This window comes from Sphingomonas sp., assembly GCF_031372575.1.
Taxonomy (GTDB): Bacteria; Pseudomonadota; Alphaproteobacteria; order Sphingomonadales; family Sphingomonadaceae; genus Sphingomicrobium.
The window spans coordinates 1-17,936 of the sequence record NZ_JANMLM010000100.1 but is presented as its reverse complement, the minus strand read 5'-3'; the positions used below and the strand labels follow the sequence as shown (position 1 = coordinate 17,936).

At 64.5% G+C, this 17,936-nt stretch carries 21 protein-coding genes and 1 pseudogene; 10 read left to right on the top strand and 12 right to left on the bottom strand.

Annotated features, from left to right (window positions below; genetic code table 11):
• Positions 1–2 precede the first annotated feature (2 nt).
• Entirely contained in the window at positions 3–1,604 is a 1,602-nt protein-coding gene (locus RMN73_RS10050) for an MFS transporter (protein WP_309603189.1), read from the top strand.
• On the opposite strand, the gene RMN73_RS10045 is transcribed toward RMN73_RS10050, so the two are convergent.
• A complete protein-coding gene (locus RMN73_RS10045; protein WP_309603188.1) occupies positions 1,601–2,473 on the bottom strand; it encodes an alpha/beta hydrolase in 873 nt (290 codons plus the stop codon). The two genes, RMN73_RS10050 and RMN73_RS10045, sit on opposite strands and share 4 nt — an antisense overlap.
• 108 nt (positions 2,474–2,581) lie before the next feature.
• Between RMN73_RS10045 and RMN73_RS10040 the strand changes: the two genes are divergently transcribed.
• The 5 genes from RMN73_RS10040 to RMN73_RS10020 all read left to right on the top strand — a co-directional run bounded on the left by RMN73_RS10040 (position 2,582) and on the right by RMN73_RS10020 (position 5,545).
• The gene (locus RMN73_RS10040) at positions 2,582–3,088 is read left to right on the top strand and encodes a DUF2141 domain-containing protein (RefSeq protein ID WP_309603187.1); all 507 of its coding nucleotides are present in this window, start codon (positions 2,582–2,584) and stop codon (positions 3,086–3,088) included.
• 95 nt (positions 3,089–3,183) lie between these two features.
• Entirely contained in the window at positions 3,184–3,546 is a 363-nt protein-coding gene (locus tag RMN73_RS10035) for a DUF393 domain-containing protein (RefSeq protein WP_309603190.1), read from the top strand.
• Positions 3,543–4,037: a DUF427 domain-containing protein gene (locus RMN73_RS10030; RefSeq protein ID WP_309603186.1), complete on the top strand. Its 495-nt coding sequence runs from the start codon at positions 3,543–3,545 to the stop codon at positions 4,035–4,037. The genes RMN73_RS10035 and RMN73_RS10030 overlap by 4 nt, the downstream gene beginning before the upstream one ends.
• Positions 4,038–4,041: 4 nt before the next feature.
• Positions 4,042–5,385, top strand: a complete 1,344-nt coding sequence (locus RMN73_RS10025; protein WP_309603185.1) for an AarF/ABC1/UbiB kinase family protein — start codon at positions 4,042–4,044, stop codon at positions 5,383–5,385.
• A 7-nt stretch (positions 5,386–5,392) separates the two neighbouring features.
• Positions 5,393–5,545, top strand: a complete 153-nt coding sequence (locus RMN73_RS10020) for a DUF2256 domain-containing protein (protein WP_309603184.1) — start codon at positions 5,393–5,395, stop codon at positions 5,543–5,545.
• Positions 5,546–5,557: 12 nt separating this feature from the next.
• Here the strand turns inward: RMN73_RS10020 and RMN73_RS10015 are convergent, their stop codons facing one another.
• The 5 genes from RMN73_RS10015 to RMN73_RS09995 form a co-directional block, all read right to left on the bottom strand.
• Positions 5,558–6,880 (bottom strand): PQQ-binding-like beta-propeller repeat protein, encoded by a 1,323-nt coding sequence (locus RMN73_RS10015; RefSeq protein WP_309603183.1) that lies wholly within the window; start codon positions 6,878–6,880, stop codon positions 5,558–5,560.
• Between the two features lie 25 nt (positions 6,881–6,905).
• Positions 6,906–7,607 (bottom strand): tetratricopeptide repeat protein, encoded by a 702-nt coding sequence (locus RMN73_RS10010; RefSeq protein ID WP_309603182.1) that lies wholly within the window; start codon positions 7,605–7,607, stop codon positions 6,906–6,908.
• A 123-nt stretch (positions 7,608–7,730) separates the two neighbouring features.
• On the bottom strand, positions 7,731–8,027 hold the full coding sequence (locus RMN73_RS10005; RefSeq protein WP_309603181.1) for a hypothetical protein: 297 nt from the start codon (positions 8,025–8,027) through the stop codon (positions 7,731–7,733).
• A 2-nt stretch (positions 8,028–8,029) separates the two neighbouring features.
• Positions 8,030–8,902 (bottom strand): 3-methyl-2-oxobutanoate hydroxymethyltransferase, encoded by an 873-nt coding sequence (panB, locus tag RMN73_RS10000; RefSeq protein WP_309603180.1) that lies wholly within the window; start codon positions 8,900–8,902, stop codon positions 8,030–8,032.
• 70 nt (positions 8,903–8,972) lie between these two features.
• Complete coding sequence (locus RMN73_RS09995; protein ID WP_309603179.1) at positions 8,973–9,404, bottom strand: hypothetical protein; 432 nt, start codon at positions 9,402–9,404, stop codon at positions 8,973–8,975.
• Between the two features lie 116 nt (positions 9,405–9,520).
• On the opposite strand from RMN73_RS09995, the gene der reads away from it, so the two are divergent.
• Together der and RMN73_RS09985 are read left to right on the top strand one after the other, a co-directional pair.
• On the top strand, positions 9,521–10,891 hold the full coding sequence (der, locus tag RMN73_RS09990; RefSeq protein WP_309603178.1) for a ribosome biogenesis GTPase Der: 1,371 nt from the start codon (positions 9,521–9,523) through the stop codon (positions 10,889–10,891).
• 75 nt (positions 10,892–10,966) lie between these two features.
• Positions 10,967–11,416, top strand: a complete 450-nt coding sequence (locus RMN73_RS09985; RefSeq protein WP_309603177.1) for an Hpt domain-containing protein — start codon at positions 10,967–10,969, stop codon at positions 11,414–11,416.
• On the opposite strand, the gene RMN73_RS09980 is transcribed toward RMN73_RS09985, so the two are convergent.
• From RMN73_RS09980 to RMN73_RS09955, 6 genes are all read right to left on the bottom strand, one after another.
• A complete protein-coding gene (locus tag RMN73_RS09980) occupies positions 11,413–12,666 on the bottom strand; it encodes a DUF418 domain-containing protein (protein ID WP_309603176.1) in 1,254 nt (417 codons plus the stop codon). The two genes, RMN73_RS09985 and RMN73_RS09980, sit on opposite strands and share 4 nt — an antisense overlap.
• A 28-nt stretch (positions 12,667–12,694) precedes the next feature.
• Positions 12,695–13,369 carry a nitroreductase family protein gene (locus tag RMN73_RS09975; RefSeq protein WP_309603175.1) on the bottom strand — a complete coding sequence of 225 codons (675 nt, stop codon included), beginning with the start codon at positions 13,367–13,369 and terminating at the stop codon, positions 12,695–12,697.
• A complete protein-coding gene (bfr, locus tag RMN73_RS09970; protein WP_309603174.1) occupies positions 13,369–13,848 on the bottom strand; it encodes a bacterioferritin in 480 nt (159 codons plus the stop codon). The genes RMN73_RS09975 and bfr overlap by 1 nt, the downstream gene beginning before the upstream one ends.
• A gap of 64 nt (positions 13,849–13,912) precedes the next feature.
• Positions 13,913–14,107, bottom strand: a complete 195-nt coding sequence (locus tag RMN73_RS09965; protein ID WP_309603173.1) for a (2Fe-2S)-binding protein — start codon at positions 14,105–14,107, stop codon at positions 13,913–13,915.
• A gap of 40 nt (positions 14,108–14,147) precedes the next feature.
• Complete coding sequence (purL, locus tag RMN73_RS09960; RefSeq protein WP_309603172.1) at positions 14,148–16,382, bottom strand: phosphoribosylformylglycinamidine synthase subunit PurL; 2,235 nt, start codon at positions 16,380–16,382, stop codon at positions 14,148–14,150.
• An 86-nt stretch (positions 16,383–16,468) separates the two neighbouring features.
• Positions 16,469–16,849, bottom strand: a complete 381-nt coding sequence (locus RMN73_RS09955; protein WP_309603171.1) for a hypothetical protein — start codon at positions 16,847–16,849, stop codon at positions 16,469–16,471.
• Positions 16,850–16,928: 79 nt separating this feature from the next.
• On the opposite strand from RMN73_RS09955, the gene RMN73_RS09950 reads away from it, so the two are divergent.
• Together RMN73_RS09950 and RMN73_RS09945 are read left to right on the top strand one after the other, a co-directional pair.
• Entirely contained in the window at positions 16,929–17,249 is a 321-nt protein-coding gene (locus RMN73_RS09950) for a hypothetical protein (RefSeq protein ID WP_309603170.1), read from the top strand.
• Positions 17,246–17,936 (top strand): annotated as a pseudogene (locus RMN73_RS09945) (hypothetical protein); the annotation flags it as partial. The gene RMN73_RS09950 and the pseudogene RMN73_RS09945, both read left to right, overlap by 4 nt.

The following is a 17,936-nucleotide window of genomic DNA, read 5'->3' as shown; positions in this document are numbered from 1 at the left end:
CCCTGCCCAAGCACCACGCAGCGAGCGCGACGGAGAAGCGTGTCATCCTCGCCTCGTCGCTGGGCACGGTGTTCGAATGGTATGATTTCTACCTCTACGGGCTGCTGGCGACGGTCATTTCGGCGCAATTCTTCAGCGGGGTGGACGAGACGACGGGGTTCATCTTCGCGCTCGCCGCTTTTGCCGCCGGCTTTGCGGTGCGGCCGTTCGGGGCGTTACTGTTTGGGCGGATCGGCGATTTGGTCGGGCGCAAGAATACGTTCCTGGTGACGATGGGCATCATGGGCCTGTCGACCTTCGTCGTCGGGCTGCTGCCGAGCTACGCCTCGATCGGGATTGCGGCGCCGATCGCTTTGGTTGCACTGAGGCTGCTGCAGGGCCTCGCGCTGGGCGGCGAATATGGAGGGGCGGCGACCTATGTCGCCGAGCATGCGCCCGACGGCAAACGCGGGCTGTATACCAGCTTCATCCAGACCACCGCGACGCTCGGGCTGTTCGCGGCGTTGCTGGTGGTGATCGGCATCCGCACCTGGCTGGGCGAGGCGGCGTTCGCCGAGTGGGGCTGGCGGATCCCGTTCCTGATCTCGATCGTGCTGCTGGCGGTGTCGCTGTATATCCGGATGAAACTTGAGGAAAGCCCGGTGTTCCGCGCGATGAAGGATGCGGGCGAGGGATCGACCGCGCCGCTGACCGAAGCATTTGCACGCTGGGGCAATGCCAAAATCGTGATCATCGCGCTGGTGGGTGCGGTCGCGGGGCAGGCGGTGGTCTGGTACACCGGGCAATTCTACGCGCTCTTCTTCCTCGAGAAGACGCTCAAGGTCGATGGTGCGACCACCAACATCTTGATCGCGATTGCGCTGGCGCTGGCGACTCCATTCTTCATCCTGTTCGGCTGGCTGTCGGACAAGATCGGGCGCAAGCCGATCATCATGGCCGGCTGCGCGCTGGCGGCATTGACCTATTTCCCGTTGTTCGGGGCGCTCACCGCCGCCGCCAATCCGGCGCTGGCGCGGGCGCAGGCGAGCGCCCCGGTGACGGTCCATGCCGATCCAGCGACCTGCTCGCTGCAGTTCGACCCGATCGGCAAGACCAAGTTCGACCGCAGCGCGTGCGACATCGCCAAATCGACGCTGGCCAAGGCCGGCATTTCCTATGGCAATGCGGCGGCCGGCGCGGGCGCGGTGACGATCGGCGATCGCACGGTCGCGGTTGGCGATCTCGCCACTTACGGCAAGCGGCTCAGCGCGGCCGTGGCCGATGCGGGCTATCCCGCCAAGGCCGATCCGCAAGGTATCGACAAGCCCCGCGTGGTCGGGATATTGTTCCTGCTCGCGCTGTATGTGACGATGGTTTACGGGCCGATCGCGGCGCTGCTGGTCGAATTGTTCCCGACGCGGATCCGCTACACCTCGATGAGCCTGCCCTATCATATCGGCAACGGCTGGTTCGGCGGCTTCCTGCCGACCACCGCCTTCGCGATGGTCGCCGCGACCGGGAATATTTATTACGGCCTGTGGTACCCGGTCGTGGTGGCGCTGATCACCCTGGTCGCCGGTCTGATGTTCCTGCCCGAGACGTTCCGGCGGCGGTTGACGGATTAAGCTTCCCGCGCCAGCCAGTCGAGGATCAGTGCGTTGACGGAGGCCGGTTGTTCGCGGTGGAGGAAGTGGCCGGCGTCGGGGACTTCGACATAACGATACTCGCCGGTGAAGTGGTCGGCCTGGTGCGACATCGGCGCAGCGCGAAGGTCTTTGCTGCCGCATAAAGCAAGCGTCGCGACGGCGATCGGATTGCCGAGGCGGGCGCGCAAGGGTTCGAGCGCGGGGTCGCGGTGGGTTGGGCTGAAGGCAGCGCGATAATAGGAAATTGCGGCGGTAAAGGTGCCCGGCTGGCGGAGCATGGCCTTGATGCGGGCAATATGCGCGGCATCATCGTGGCCGGGGGACCATTCGGCCCACAGATAATCGATCAGCGCGTAATCGGCGGCGGGGACCTGGGCGTCGGCAAGCCCCTCCAGCTGGAAATACCACCAGTGAAAGGCGCGCTTGAGTTGATCGGGGTCGGCGAGGCTGGCGGCCATTGCAGCGGGGTGGGGGATCGCCATCAGTGTTGCGCGGGCGACCAGATGGGGGTGGAGCGCGAGGAAGCCGTAGCTCAACGCCGCGCCCCAATCCTGCCCGATCAGGACGGCGGGGCGACCGGGGCTCAATGCTTCGATCAGACCGCGCACATCCTCGGCCAGGGTCGCGGCATCATAATAGGCGTTGGCGGGGATCTCGCTTGGTGGATAGCCGCGCAGGAAGGGGGCGACGACGCGATAGTCGGCGGCAACGAGCGGGGCGAATTGATGCTCCCACGTCCACGCATTGTCGGGAAAGCCGTGGAGCAGGAGGGCAAGCGGCGCGGCGGGATCGCCCGCTGCCAAACAGGCGAAGCGCAGCCCGTTCGCGGTCACGAAAATCTGCTCCACCCCATTTCCCCCCGCCGCCTTGTGGCAGTTTGCCGGAGCGGATGGTAGCGATCGTCGATCGATCGCGCTTTAAGCCGAGGTTCAGTGTCCAATCTCTAGTGGAGACTCATGAAAATATCGAACAAAAGCATGGCGTTGGGCCTGATCATGGTAATCGCCGCAGTGCCCGCCGTCGCCGACCCGCGCGAATCGCGGCCGAATGACCCGACCTGCGCCAACGGCGGCGCGCCCGCCGTGCTAGTGCAGGTCGCTGGCTTGCGCAATGGCACCGGGCAGGTGCGAGTCCAGGCCTATGGCCCGGGCGCGGCGAAATATCTCAAGAAGGGGGCGTGGGCGGGTCGGGTCGATGTGCCCTTGGGCGGTCGGCGAAGCCTCGACATTTGCTTGCCGTTGCCCGCCACGGGGCAATATTCGGTCGCGGTGCGGCATGACGCCAATGCCAACAAGAAAAGCGACTGGAACGACGGCGCGGGCTTTTCGCGCAACCCCAAATTGAGCCTTCTCGGCGGCCGGCCCAGTTTTGCCGCGACCGCCGTCGCGGTGCAACGCGGGCCGACGCGGCTCCACGTCGTCATGAATTATCGCAGCGGGATGTCGGTCGGGCCGATCGGATAGGGCGGGGGCAGCGATTCCCGCGCTCCTGCGGGCATTCGAGAAGGTTTTTGCCTAGCGCCCCGTGCGCTGTGCCACTTCGTTCCTATATGCGTGGCATGACCAAGCTGATTGTCTGGCATGATGGCGGATGTCCGCTGTGTCGGCGCGAGATTGCGCTGATGCGGTGGCTCGACCGGCGCGGCGCGATCAAGTTCGTCGATGTGACTGAGGAGTCGGCGGCGGAATGCCCAATTGCGCCGGCCGACTTGCTGGCGCGCTTTCATGCCAGCGAGGATGGGCGATTGCTGTCGGGTGCCGCTGCTTTCGCTGCAATGTGGCGCGCAATCCCCTTGCTTCGACCGATCGGGCTGGCAGCGCGCGCGCCGTGGGTGCTGGCGATGCTCGAGCGATTATACGTCATGTTCCTGCGGGTTCGGCCAACGCTCCAGCGGCTGCTGGCCGATCGGCGCACCGCGTGAGGCCGCGGCCCGACCTGGTTGGTCCGGGGCAGCAGAGCGTGTGGGCGTTTCCGCGCCCCGCAATTGCCGAACCAAGCGCCGCGCATGTCCGGATCGAGCATTGCGGGCTGGTCATTGCCGACACCAAGGCCAGCGTGCGCACGGTCGAGACCAGCCATCCGCCAAGCTATTATATTCCGCCCGAGGCGATCGCGCCCGGTGTGCTGCGCCGGGCAGGGGGCGGCTCATTCTGCGAATGGAAAGGATCGGCGGTATATTGGGACGTCGTGATCTGCGATGTCGTGCTGCCGCGCGTCGGCTGGAGTTACCCCGAGCCGAGCCGGGCATTCGCACTATTGCGCGACCATGTCGCTTTCTACGCCGCACCATTCGATCGTTGTTTGGTCAATGGCGAGACGGTGGTGCCGCAACCGGGGTCATTTTACGGCGGCTGGATCACCAGCGACCTGGCCGGACCGTTCAAGGGCATCCCCGGAAGCATGGGCTGGTGAGCAAGTGAGCGACGATCCGGGAGCGCCGCGCCAGCGCGCGGTACCGAGCGGGCGGGTGGCACGCTTTGGCCAGTTTGGCCGGTTAGCTGCCGGCGTGGCCGGCGGTATGCTGAGCGAAGGTGCGCGGCGGCTGGCAGCGGGCGAACGACCGCGCATGGGCGACTTGCTGCTGACGCCGGGCAATGTCGGCAAATTGGCCGACCGCCTGTCGCATCTGCGCGGCGCGGCGATGAAGCTTGGCCAGATGATCTCGATGGATGCGGGTGATTTCCTACCCGAGGAATTGACCCAGGTCCTGGCGCGGCTGCGCGACAATGCACACCACATGCCGCCGCAGCAGCTCCAGCAGGTACTTGCCGCGCAATGGGGCAAGGATTGGCGGACGCGATTCCAGCGCTTCGAACCGCGCCCGATCGCCGCCGCGTCGATCGGCCAGGTCCATCGGGCGATGACCCACGACGGTCGGACGCTGGCGATCAAGGTGCAATATCCGGGGGTCCGCGAAAGCATCGACGCCGACGTCGACAATGTTGCTGGGCTGCTGCGCCTGTCCGGCCTGCTGCCGCGCGAACTCGATGTCGCGCCGTTGCTGGCCGAGGCCAAACGCCAGCTGGCGGAGGAGACCGATTACGCCCGCGAAGGCGCGCAGATGAGCCTGTTCGGCAAATTGCTGGCGGATGATCCGGGGATCGTCGTGCCGGTGCTTGATGCAGAGTTTTCGACCGGCAGCGTGTTGGCGATGAGTTATATCGAGGGCGACCCGATCGAATCGCTGCAAGGGGCGCCGCAGGACCGACGCGACGCGGTGATGACCGCGCTGATCCGGTTGGTGCTGCGCGAATTGTTCGAGTTTGGAGTGATGCAGACCGACCCTAATTTCGCCAATTATCGCTACCAGCCCGACAGCGGACGATTGGTGCTGCTCGATTTTGGTGCCGCGCGCGCAATCGCTGACGGTACCGTCAGGGGGTATCGTCGGCTGATCGAAGCAGGGCTCGACAGTGATCGCCCGGCGATGCGCGAGGCGGCGGTGGCGGCGGGGTTTCTGGGCAGCGGCGCGGCCGACCGGCATCAAGCGCGGGTCGATGTGATGATCGACATCATCCTGGGCGAACTCAATCGCCCGGGGCCGTTTAATTTCGGCGATCGTCGGTTCGTCGAGACGTTGCGCGACAATGGTGCGGCGATCGCGATGGACAAAGCGGCGTGGCACGTTCCGCCGGCCGAAATTCTGTTCGTCCAGCGCAAGATCAGCGGCACCGCCTTGCTTGCCGCCCGGCTTGCAGCGCGGGTCGACATTCGAACGCTTGCGCGTAACGCATTGCTAGCGGCCGACGCCAGGGGATAATGCGACCATGGCCAGAATGATCAAGAAGGCCAATTTGCCGTCGAAGATCTGCGCGGCGTGCGGCCTGCCGTTTGCCTGGCGCAAGAAATGGGCGCGCGACTGGGACCAGGTCAGATATTGCTCGGACCGCTGCCGCTCGGGAAAGGTCAAGCCGGGCTAGCGGCCTGCCGCCCTAGCGATAGGCGATCAGGCGGCCCTTGTCGTCGAGGATGTAGAGCGTGCTTCCGGCGACGACCGGCGGCAGGCTGACGCCCGCGCCGACGTTGGTCTGGCTCTGGAAGCTGCCATTGTCGGGGTTGATGTTGACCAACACGCCGTTCGATCCGGTCAGGATCAGGCGATCACCGGCGAGGATCGGGCCCGAATAATAGATCAGCCCCTTCTTGCCCTTGGGATTGTCCCACCGTGGCAGTTGGTTGATCCAGCGGACCTTGCCGGTAGCGCGGGCCATGGCGACGACCTTGGCCTCGTCAGTGACTACGAACACCCAGTCGCCGGCGACCCACGGGGTCGAGATGCCGGCGACATTCTGTTCCCAGATGCGCTGGCCGCTGTTGAGTTCGAGCGCGACCATGCGGCCACCTTTGCCAACCGCGAACACCTGATTGCCGTCGACCACCGGATCCGCGTCGATATCGGACAAGGATGCGACGCTGGTCGAGATCGAGGTACGCGACAAGGCATCCTGCCACACGATGCGGCCATTTTCGTAGCGATAGGCGTTGAGTTCGCCCGACGAGAAGCCGGCAATCACCGTCCCGCGTGCGACCGCCGGGGAGGCCGAGCCGAACACGCCGGCGATTTCGAGCGCCGCCGCGTTGGACCAGTTGCTCGCCCCGTCGGCGGCCTTGATCGAGTAAATCTGGTTATCCTGGCTCATCACATAGACCGCGCCGTCGGCGACGCTCGGGGCACCGCGCAGCAGGCTGCCGGGCTTGACGGTCCAGCTTGCGGCACCGGTCGCGGCGTCCAGAGCGGCGACATAGCCGAGGCCGTTGGCGGCGTAGACCTTACCATCGTCGAAGGCGACGCCGCCGCCATAATTGCTGTCCTTGCCGATCTTGCCGAAAGTTGCGCTCCACACCGCGCCGCCAGTGCGGGCATCGAAGGCGCGGACGGTGCCGTTGGTGTCGATGGTGTAGACCCGGCCGCCACCGACGACCGGCGCGCTGATCAACCGGCCCTTCTTGTCGCTGCCGGCACCGATCGACACGGTCCACGCCGTGCCAAGGCTGGTGCCAAGCGCGACATGGCCCATCGATTTGGACGGGCTTCCGCCCGACTGGGCCCAATCTTCATTGGCGACCGCGCCGGGGATAGCGAATGGCATGGCGGCGGTATCGGGATCGACGCTGATGTCGCTTTCCCCCGACAGCACCGCGATCCGCTCGCCGATCACCGGGGTCTTGCTGACCTTCTTGTTGAACGGGTTGCAGCCGGTGACCATCGCGGTCGCGACCAGCAGAAGGGCAAGCTTGCGAGTGTTGCTATTCATGAAAGCACATCCTGTCGGAAAGCGATTAGCGGGAAAGAGCGGGGAGCGAGCCAGTGGCATCGACCCCAAGGGTGCCGGCCATCGGCGCTGCGCGGCTGCGGATCGTGATCGGTACATTCTTGTCGGCGGCAATGGCGGCGAACAGCCGACCAGCGTCGGCCTTGCGGCCCGCCTTGATCATCGCCATCCCGGTCAACTCGCCGGCCGATCCGAACCACGGATTGTCGGGCTTGGCGAGCGGCGCGAGCCGGGCGATGACTTCCTCGGGCTTGATCGCATCAAACTCCATCGCGGTCAGGCGAAGCGTGGCAATGTCGCGGAACGGCTGCGCGGCCGAGCCGTCGGCGGCAATTGCACGGTAAATGGCGATTGCGGCGGGGCGACGGTTGTCGGAGATTGCCTGCGCTGCCAGCGTCAATTTGGCCTCGGTCGCAATGCCGTCGGACGAACTTTGCGTCAGCTTCTCGAGCTTGGGGACCGCGGCGGCGCTCTTCTTGTCGGCGATGTCACTCATCGCGTCGCTCAACGTCTCGCTATCGGTCGCGGCGGCCTTGGCCTGGCGATCCTGCCAGTACATCCAGCCACCGACGGCGGCGAGCAACAACAGAACAGCGCCAACAATCAGCGGGCCGAAGCGCCGGGCCATCGCTTGCGCCCGGTCGCGGCGCAGATTCTCGTCGACTTCGCGCAGGAAGGCTTCGCTGGTGTCGTCGGGGGTCGTCGCCAAGATTGAGCCTCATGGGTGCATTGGGTGGGTGTCCAGCGTCTTTCCCCACCCGGAAATGAACATTTGCTGGCCGGCGCACGCTCTAGCGTGGTGGGCGGCAAAGGCAAAGGGGGAAGGCTGGCCTCAGGCGGTCGGTGCCGCGCCGGAGCCGTGGCGTTCGCGCAGGGCGATCAGCGCGCCCATGATTGCCATGCCGATCATCATCGGGCCGACGAAGGCGAGAATGTCGGCGCCGGGTTGGCCGTCATGATCGCTGGCGATGTTGAGCGAGGTCAATCCGCCGATCAGTAAAGAGACGGCAAAGCTGATCCAGATCGGGCGCAGGCGCTCAGGCGTGGGCTTGCGCATGGCGACCCCGAACGCGGTGGCGAGGACGATACCGAGATCAACCAGCAACATGACGACGATGATTGGACGCATGCTCATTCCCCCTTTGGACGATAGGTTTGTTCCACGGTCGGAAAGGCGCGGGTGCGGACTTCCTCGCGGTAGGTGGTGGCGGCGGTGGTGATCCGCGCGGCGAGATCGTCATAGCGTTTGACGAACCGCGGGGTGCGCTCGAACAGGCCAAGCATATCTTCGGTGACCAAAACCTGGCCGTCGCAATTCGGCGAGGCACCGATGCCGATGGTGGGAATAGGAACCGCCTTGGTCAGGTCGTCGGCGATGCCTTCCATCACACCTTCGACCACCACGCAGAATGCACCAGCGTCGGCCACCGCCTTGGCGTCGCCGACGATCTTCTTGGCTTCGTCGGCCGATTTGCCGCGCGCGCCATAGCCGCCGAGCACATTGACCGCCTGCGGGGTGAGGCCGACGTGGCCGATCACCGGAATGCCGCGATTGGTGAGGAAGTGGATCGTCTCGGCCATCGCCGCGCCGCCCTCAAGCTTAACCGCCGCGCAGCCGGTTTCCTTCATGATCCGGGCGGCCGAGGCGAAGGCGGCCTCGGGCGAGCCCTCATAGCTGCCGAACGGCATGTCGACCGCAACCAGCGCGTGCCACGACCCGCGCACCACCGCAGCACCGTGCGCGCACATCATCTCCATCGTCACCGGCACGGTCGAGGGTAGACCGTAGATCACCTGCCCCAGGCTGTCGCCGACCAGCAGCATCTCGCAATGCGGATCGAGCAATTGCGCCATCCGCATGGTGTAAGCGGTGAGCATGACGAGCGGCTCGGCAGTCAGGCCGTTTACCTTACGCGCGCGGATCGCGGGGACGGTCATGCGCTTGCCGGGGACGGGGGTCGGGGTGGCGCGGCTGGTGCCGCTATCGATGGTGAAGGTGGACATGGATACGGTTGTAGCGAGCGCCGGTCAGCGTAGCCAGCCGGGCGTCATCAGCGGAGCCATCCGGGCGTCATTAGCGGAGCCATCCGGCTTGGCGCGACGTGCGGGCGAAGTACCAGATGGCGTAGCCAAGGATCAGGATCACGAACGGCAGGAACAGATCGTTGGAGGTGGTCAGGTTGCGCAGTTCGGGCACCACCAGCAAGGCCGAGAATTGGACGACCACCGCGATCAGCGAGATCGCCAGCAGGGTCGGGGCGAGGCGGCGGCGCATTAGCAGGAAGATCGCACCGACCAGCCCGACCCAAACCGCAATCGCATAAGCCGCGACCATCCACGTGGGTGCCGCGTCCCACATCGCGCGCTGATCGAGCGGCAACGTGGCCGGATCGACCGACACTTGCATCAGATACATCACGCAGCCGATCATTTCCCATGCCAGTGCAGCAAGCGCCGCAAGCGCGAACCAGCGCGGCACCGGGCGTCCGGCAGTGACATGAGCCATCGGTAATTCTCCCCCCCAAATATGGTGGGAGACTGCGTCGTCGCGCGGCGATGCGCAAGGGGGCGGGCGACCGCCTCATATTGACCCCGACGCGCCAAGCGGCCAAGCGCTGCCGCATGCCCCAAGCCACTGTCGCCATCGTCGGCCGCCCCAATGTCGGCAAGTCGACCCTGTTCAATCGTCTCGTCGGCAAGCGCGTCGCGCTGGTCGACGATCGCCCCGGCGTGACCCGCGACCGGCGCGAGGGTGAGGGCGAATTGCTCGGCCTTCAGTTCCGCGTGATGGATACGGCGGGTTTCGAGGATGAGGACCCCAAGTCGCTGCCGGGGCGGATGCGGGCGCAGACCGAAGCGGCGGTGCGCGAGGCCGATGTGGCTTTGTTCCTGATCGACGCGCGCGAGGGCCTGACCTCGATGGACGAGGAAATCGGGCGCTGGCTGCGGTCGGAAGACACGCCGGTGATCGTTGCTGCAAATAAGGCAGAAGGACGCGGCGGCGAGGCCGGGCGGCTGGAGGCATATAAGCTCGGGCTGGGCGATCCGTTCGCGATCTCGGCCGAGCATGGCGAAGGGCTGGTCGATCTGTTCGAGGCGCTTCGCCCGCATATCGAGCGCGAGGAATTTGCCGAGACCGAGGAGGAAGACCCCGACGGCGGGCCCTTGAAGCTGGCGATCGTCGGGCGGCCCAATGCGGGCAAGTCGACCTTGGTCAACAAGATGCTGGGCGAGGAGCGGATGATCACCGGGCCCGAAGCCGGGATCACGCGCGATTCGATCAGCATCGAATGGCTTTGGAACGACCCCGCGACGACGGAAGAGCGGGCGGTTCGTCTGATCGATACCGCGGGGCTGCGCAAGCGTGCCAAGGTCGAGGATAAACTCGAAAAGCTCTCGGTGATGGACACCAAGCGGGCGATCGATTTCGCCGAAGTGGTGGTGCTGTTGCTCGATGCCACTCGCGGGCTCGAGGTGCAGGATCTCAAGATCGCCAGCCAGGTGATTGATGAAGGCCGCGCCCTGGTCATCGCGATGAACAAATGGGACGTCGCCGAGGGCGCGTCGGCCTTGTTCAACGGGGTCAAGGCGGCGCTTGAGGAGGGGTTGAGCCAGCTCAAGGGCGTGCCGTTGCTGACCGTATCGGCGATCACCGGCAAGGGCATCGACCAGTTGCTTGGCGCGGCCTTTGACGTGCGCGAACAATGGTCGCGGCGGATCGGGACCGGTGAACTCAATCGCTGGTTCGAACGCGCGGTCGAGACCAACCCGCCGCCTGCGCCCGGCGGAAAGCGGATCAAATTGCGCTACATCACCCAGGTTAAGACGCGGCCGCCGAGTTTTGTCATCTTCGGATCGCGAGTCGACCAATTGCCGACCAGCTATGAGCGTTATTTGCTCAATTCGATGCGCCGCGATCTCGGGCTGGGCCCTGTTCCGCTCCGGCTGTCGATGCGGGCGCAGAAAAATCCGTACGTCGACCAGACGAAATAACCTGCTCTTTACCCTTTCGGGCGTAGCGAAGGGCGAGGGACAGCGCCGATGCGGCGCGACAAACGGAGCGGGCCTGTGGACGACGACGCATTTCGGGACGACGGCGACGGAATTGTCGACTGGGTGCATTTCGAGAAATCGCGGGCTGAACTTGGCCCCGGCTTCATCCGCATCCTGGGCTATTTCCGCGAAGATGGCGCCAAGAGTGTCGCCCAGATCGAGCAAGCCATGCGCGAGCAGGATACGGTTGCCTTGGTCATCCCGGCGCACACGCTGAAAGGCGAATCGCAGCAGTTCGGGGCCGATCCGCTGGCCGAAGTCGCCGAACGGATCGAGGATGTCGCGCGCTCATGCATCGAGACTCACCGCTTTCCCGATGAATTGGTTCCCGATGTGGTCGAGCTTCGCCGGATGTTCAACGTCACCGTCGAATTGTTCGACAAGGCAACCAACCCGCTGATGACCCGCGCCCAGCCGAGCGGCTTCGGACGGCGCGCATCGAACCAGGAATTCGGCCGGATCTAAGCCTTACGCATTGGCTGGACCTGGCCGCGGGCGAGGCTTCGCCACAGCCATTCGAGCGGGCCGTAGTTGAAGCGGTCGAGCCACGGCTTGGACCACAGCAAGATCAGCCCCCACATGCCCAGCACGAACGGCCACAGGCCGGCGCGGCTAACCGCGCCGAACAGGCCAAGGCCGTAGCCATAAAAAATGCTGCTCATGATGATCGAGGTGGCGAGGTAATTGGTGAACGCCATGCGCCCTGCCGCCGCGACCCGGGCCTTGAGTGTCGGCATCGGCCCGACCTTGACCCACCAGATGATCGCCGCCGCCCAGCCGACCGCGAGCAGGACATCGAACGGCACCGACAGCGCAAGGAAGGCGACAAACACGCGCACCGCATCGAAATTGGCGCTGATCTGCCACCAGGCGAGAAAAGCGAGCGGGGGGATGGCGATGAGCGCGGCGCGGATCGCCCATGTTCGATAGTGCGCAATGGTGCGGTCGCCAGTGAGGAAGCCCGAGCGAAACAGCGCCATGCCGAGCAGCATCAGTCCGACCGTCTCTAGCCCGAAGCCGAGGAGCGACTGGAACGGCTCCCACCGGCGACCGGAGAGACGCGAGTCGACGATGGACGCATAGTCGGAGCGGTAAAGGCGGAGTTCGCTGTCGACCTTGGGGCTGCCGGCGCCGAACTCGGACGACAAGACCGTGCGGGTTTCCGCAAAGCCTTGCGCTGTGGCGGCTGGCAGGCCGGGACGATCGGCGAGCGTGGCGGTCAGACCGGTCGCCGCGAAGGAAATGATCGACAGCGACAGTAAAGCGATCGCCCAACGGGTAAGCGCGCGGGGGCTGCGGTTGCGGAACAAATAGAGCAGCATTCCGCACAATGCGTAGAGCACCAGCACGTCGCCCCACCAAATGAAGTAGAAATGGACCAGGCCGAAGCCGAGCAGGACGATCATCCGCGCATAATGGGTTCGCGCCGCGCTTCGACCAGCGTCGGTGGCGCGCTCGATCACCAATAGGGTGGAGGCGCCGAACAGGATCGAGAACAAGCCGCGCATCTTGCCGTCGAACAGGATGAAGTTGAACACCCAGCTGGCCAGGTTGGCACCGCTGTCGCCACCATAAGCGGCAGGGTTGGCATAGGCCGGATAGGGCATTGCGAAGGCGGCTATGTTCATCACCAAGATGCCCATCACCGCGATCCCGCGAACGATGTCGAGCGTGTCGATGCGGTGCTTCGCGCTGCTTGCCGCGATTGTCGTCATTGCCATCCCCCCGTTACCCGATCGAACGTTAGTGCCAGCTGGCGATTTGATCGAGCGGCTTCTTGCGCGTTGCATATTCGGGAATGGTGGCGTCGGCGGCGGGCAGGCCAGCGACGATGATCATGACCGGGGTCTCGCTCGCCGGGCGGCGGCAGATGTCGCGCAGGAAGCCCATCGGCGAGGGCGTGTGGGTCAGGGTGGCGAGCCCGGCCGAATGGAGCGCCGCGAGCATCAGCCCGCAGGCGATGCCGACGCTTTCGGTGACATAGTAATTCTTCTTGTCGGCGCCGGGCTCGATCCCGCCGCGGCGCTGGCCGAACACGACGATGAGGTAGGTTGCAATATCGAGAAAGCCCTTGTCGCTGTCAGTGCCGAGCGGGGCCAGTGCCTCGAGCCATGCCTGGCCCGCCTTGCCGGCGTAGAAAGCGGCTTCCTCTTTTTCCGCCTCGATGCGGATGCGATGCTTGAGGTCGGCGCGTTCGACAACCGCGAAATGCCATGGCTGATGATTGGCACCCGACGGGGCCGAGCCGGCGGCGAGGATCGCATTCTCGATCACCGCGCGCGGGACCGGGGTGGGAGCGAACATACGGCACGTGCGGCGCGTCGAGATGTGCTCGCGGAAGGCGGTCGCCTCAGCGACGCGCGCCTCGTCGGTCAGCGCCGGGAGCGCAGTGTAGGGAAGCGCGCGGTGGGCGGGCATCAAGCTTCAGCAGCTTCCGATTGCAGCTGGATATAATTCTGGATGCCGATCTGGCGGATCAGGTCGAATTGGGTTTCGAGGAAGTCGACATGTTCTTCCTCATTCTTCAGCACCTCGGCAAACAGGTCGCGGCTGACGTAATCCTTCAACGCTTCGCATTCGCCGACGGCGTTGCGATACAGTTCCACCGCCTCATGTTCGGCGGCGAGATCGGCACGGAGGATTTCCTCGACCCCCTCGCCGATGCGCAACGGGTTGAGCGCCTGGAAATTGGGAAAACCGTCGAGGAACAGGATGCGGTCGGCAAACTTGTCCGCATGCTTCATCTCGTCGATCGATTCGTGGCGTTCGAAGTCGGCGAGCTTCTTGACGCCCATGTTGGCGAGCAGGCGGTAATGCAGCCAATATTGGTTGATTGCCGTGAGTTCCGCCCGGAGAGCCTCGTTCAGCAATTCGATAATTCGGGGATTGCCCTTCATGCCGCGACTCCTGCCTTGGTGCGGCATGCTTTAGCGTCAGCGCGAAGGCAAAGGAAGTCGCCGGTCAGGCGGCGCAGCGGTCGTCTGCGGCAGGCTGACGTCGGGCTTCATCTACGATGTCATCGGCCAGCTCCCGGCACCCGCCGCAGACGAATCCGCACCCCATCGAGCGGTACGCGGACTCGCCGTCACGGCAGCCACGCCCCGCAGCGGCGCGGATATCGCAATCCCGAATCACGTTGCAAGAGCAGATGATCATGCGACGGATTTAGCGCTAATGCGAAGCGTTCGCAAGTATTTTATAGTTCGTTCGACATCAAGGCCGGGAAGAAGTCTTCGTGCGCGGCGCGGAGGGTGGCGAGGGGGATGTCGCCAACTGCCTTGCCCGAGCATTCGATTGCGAGCGAAGTCCCGCCGGTTGTGCCAACGATGATAGGGGCTACGCCGGGCGCATTATGGGCGCGGACGAATGAAAGACCGTCGGGAACCGTTACGACATAACAGGCCTGGTCTTCGCCGAATGCCCATGCCGTGGCTCCTTGCGCGTCACCCAAGGCGATTGAAGCGCCAATTCCGCCAGCCAAGTTCATTTCCGCAACGGTCACGAGAAAGCCACCGTCAGAGACATCATGGATTGATGTAAAGACCCCGGATGAGATCCCCTCCCGGATGAACTCTCCGACTCGCCGTTCTGATATCAGATCGACTGGTGGGGGCGGTCCATCACTCCGGCCACAGATATCCCTTAGCCACATCGACTGCCCGAGGTGGCCCGCCTTGTTACCGAAGATCAGGACGATGCTCTCGCCAGCCTTCTTGAACGCAATCGTCGCGCTTTTCTCCCAATCCTCTAGTATTCCGACCGCGCCGATCGCCGGCGTGGGCAATATCGCGCTTCCGCCGCCGGTCGCCTTGCTCTCGTTGTAGAGCGACACGTTGCCGCTGACGATCGGCATGTCGAGCGCGATGCAGGCCTGGCTCATGCCGTCGAGGCAGCCGACGATTTGCGCCATGATCTCGGGCCGCTGGGGGTTGCCGAAGTTGAGGCAATTGGTGACCGCCAGCGGGCGCGCGCCGACGGCGCACAGGTTGCGATAGGCTTCGGCGATGGCTTGTTTGCCGCCTTCGACCGGGTCGGCATAGCAATAACGCGGGGTGCAATCGGTGGTCATCGCCAGCGCGCGCCGGGTGCCGTGAATGCGGACGACTGCGGCGTCGCCGCCGGTCTGAACAGTGTCCGCGCCGACCTGGCTGTCATATTGCTCCCAGATCCAGCGGCGGCTGGCGATGTTGGGACTGGCCATCAGCTTGAGGAGGTCGGCGGCGATGTCGGTCGATTCGGGGATGTCGGCCAACGGCGCGACCTTGGCCCACGCCTTATACTCGTCCTGCGACAGATAGGGGCGTTCGTAGAGCGGAGCATCGTCGGCGAGCGGGCCGAGCGGGATGTCGCAAACCACTTCGCCATTGAATTCCAACACCATGTGGCCGGTATCGGTGACTTCACCGATGACCGCGAAGTCGAGCTCCCACTTATGGAAGATCGCCTCGGCCTCGGGCTCGCGGCCGGGCTTGAGCACGATCAGCATGCGTTCCTGCGATTCGGACAGCATCATTTCGTAGGGGGTCATGCCGGTCTCGCGGCACGGGACCTTGTTCATGTCGAGGCGGATGCCCGCGCCGCCCTTGCTCGCCATTTCGACGCTGGACGAGGTCAGACCGGCGGCGCCCATATCCTGGATCGCGACGATCGCGTCGGTCGCCATCAGCTCGAGGCAGGCTTCGATCAGCAATTTCTCGGTGAACGGATCGCCGACCTGCACCGTCGGGCGCTTGTCGTCGCTATGTTCATCGAAATCGGCGCTCGCCATGGTCGCGCCGTGGATTCCGTCGCGGCCGGTCTTGGAGCCGACATAGACGATCGGATTGCCGATTCCGGTGGCGGCGGAATAGAAGATCTTATCCTGGTCTGCGATCCCGACGGTCATCGCGTTGACCAGGATATTGCCATCGTAGGCGGGGTCGAAATTGACCTCGCCGCCAACCGTGGGGACGCCGACGCAATTGCCATAGCCGCCGATCCCCGCGACTACGCCGCTGATCAGGTGACGCATCTTGGGATGGTCGGGTCGACCGAAGCGCAACGCATTGAGGTTGGCAATCGGGCGGGCGCCCATGGTGAAGACGTCACGCAGGATTCCGCCGACACCGGTCGCAGCGCCCTGATACGGCTCGATGTAGCTCGGATGGTTGTGGCTCTCCATCTTGAAGATGGCGGCCAATTTGGTGCCGTTCGGCCCTTCGCCAATGTCGATCACGCCGGCATTCTCGCCCGGGCCGCAGATTACCCACGGGGCTTCGGTGGGGAGCTTCTTGAGATGGAAGCGCGACGATTTGTAGCTGCAATGCTCGGACCACATGACCGAGAAGATGCCGAGCTCGACCATGTTCGGCTCACGCCCGAGCGCGTGCAGGACGCGGTCATATTCGTCAGTCGAGAGGCCGTGGTCGGCGACTATTTGCGGGGTGATCATGCCAGCGCCACTAGCGGTCAGGGGCGCATAAAAAAACCCCCGGCGCGGCGGCCGGGGATTCTTGGGCTTTGGTCAGGCTCGGGGGCTTAGGCTTTGCAAGCCTGTTCGCCCTTGCCGGGACGCGTTAGCGTGACGACTTTGGCGGTCGGCAAACCGATCAATGCGTAACCTTCGGCCTTCAAAGCGCCACCGGTGGCATCGGCCTTGAGCACGGTCGCGGCGCCTCCTTGTTCGGAGCGAATATCGGCGGTGGTGTCACCGGCCAACCAGTCAATGTAAACGACGCTATTATCCTTGCAGCGATAGATCTTGCTGGCGACGATCGCCGCCGGCATTTCCGCCACGACATTGGCCTGAGCGGCGGCATTGGCCTCGGCGGCAGCGGCTTCATTGGCGGCAGGGGTGGATTTGTTGCAGCCGGCTAGCGCAGCGACGGCAACCAAAACGATCGTGAGGGTCTTGTTCATGGCAATGTATTCGTAAATTGGCTGCGGCGCGTCAAGCGGAGGAATTGCATTGCGCCGAAGCGAGGCATAGGTTCGGCCAATGGCGATGGGGATCGAGGCGCAAGCCGACACACAAAACGATGGCTCGGCCGAGGCACAAGCCGAGGTTGCTGCCGAGGCGAAGGCCGAGGTCAACGAGCGCATGCAGCGTATCCGGATCGGGTTGTCCGGGCTGGCGTTCGTGTTCCTGCTGGTGCTGATCGGCGCGGCGATCAGCAATTGGGGCGATACGCCGACCAATGCCGCCAACCAGGCGATCGCCAATGCGACCCCGGCCGAACCCAATGAGCCGCTGGCGGAAATCGGTGCCGCGCCGGGCGAATCCTCTGCCGCCAACGCTGCGACCGACAACGCACAATGAGGGTTGCAATTGCGGCGGCGCTGCTGGCGCTGGCTGCCTGTCGCGCGGAAACCGCGGCACCCAAGCCCCAACTCTATGTGATGACCTCGCTGCCATTGCTGTTCGACGAAGGGTTCACGGCGGGGCCAGCCACGGGCGAGGCAGCGGTGTTTTTGCGCGCGCATTACACGCTCAAACCGATCGATTTGCCGAGCCAGTTGCCGCCGCACGCGACCCTGCTCGCCGTGCAGCCGCGCGCGCTGCCGGCGGAGGAATTGGTGGCGCTCGACGCCTGGGTGCGGGGCGGGGGCAAGATGCTGCTGCTGGCCGACCCGATGCTCGAATGGCCGAGCGAACGACCGCTGGGCGACCGGATGCGGCTGCCGGTGGCCTATGCGGATACGGGGCTGCTGGCGCATTGGGGATTGCGGCTCGATGCGCCGGATAAACTGGGCACGAAGCAGGTGATCTACGACGGTTTCGAACTGGTCTTTGTTTCACCCGGCAAGCTGGTCAATTTCGGTAGTAGCTGTAGGGTCGAACCAGATGGAACGGGTGCGACTTGCTCGTTGGGAAAGGGCCGGACTGTGATCGTCGCCGACGCCGATCTGCTCAATCAGGAAGAAGTTACGCGCCGCTTGGGTCGCAAGGTCGACAATGTCGCACTTGTCGGAATGCAGTTGGACCTGTTGCTTGGTCGCTCACCCA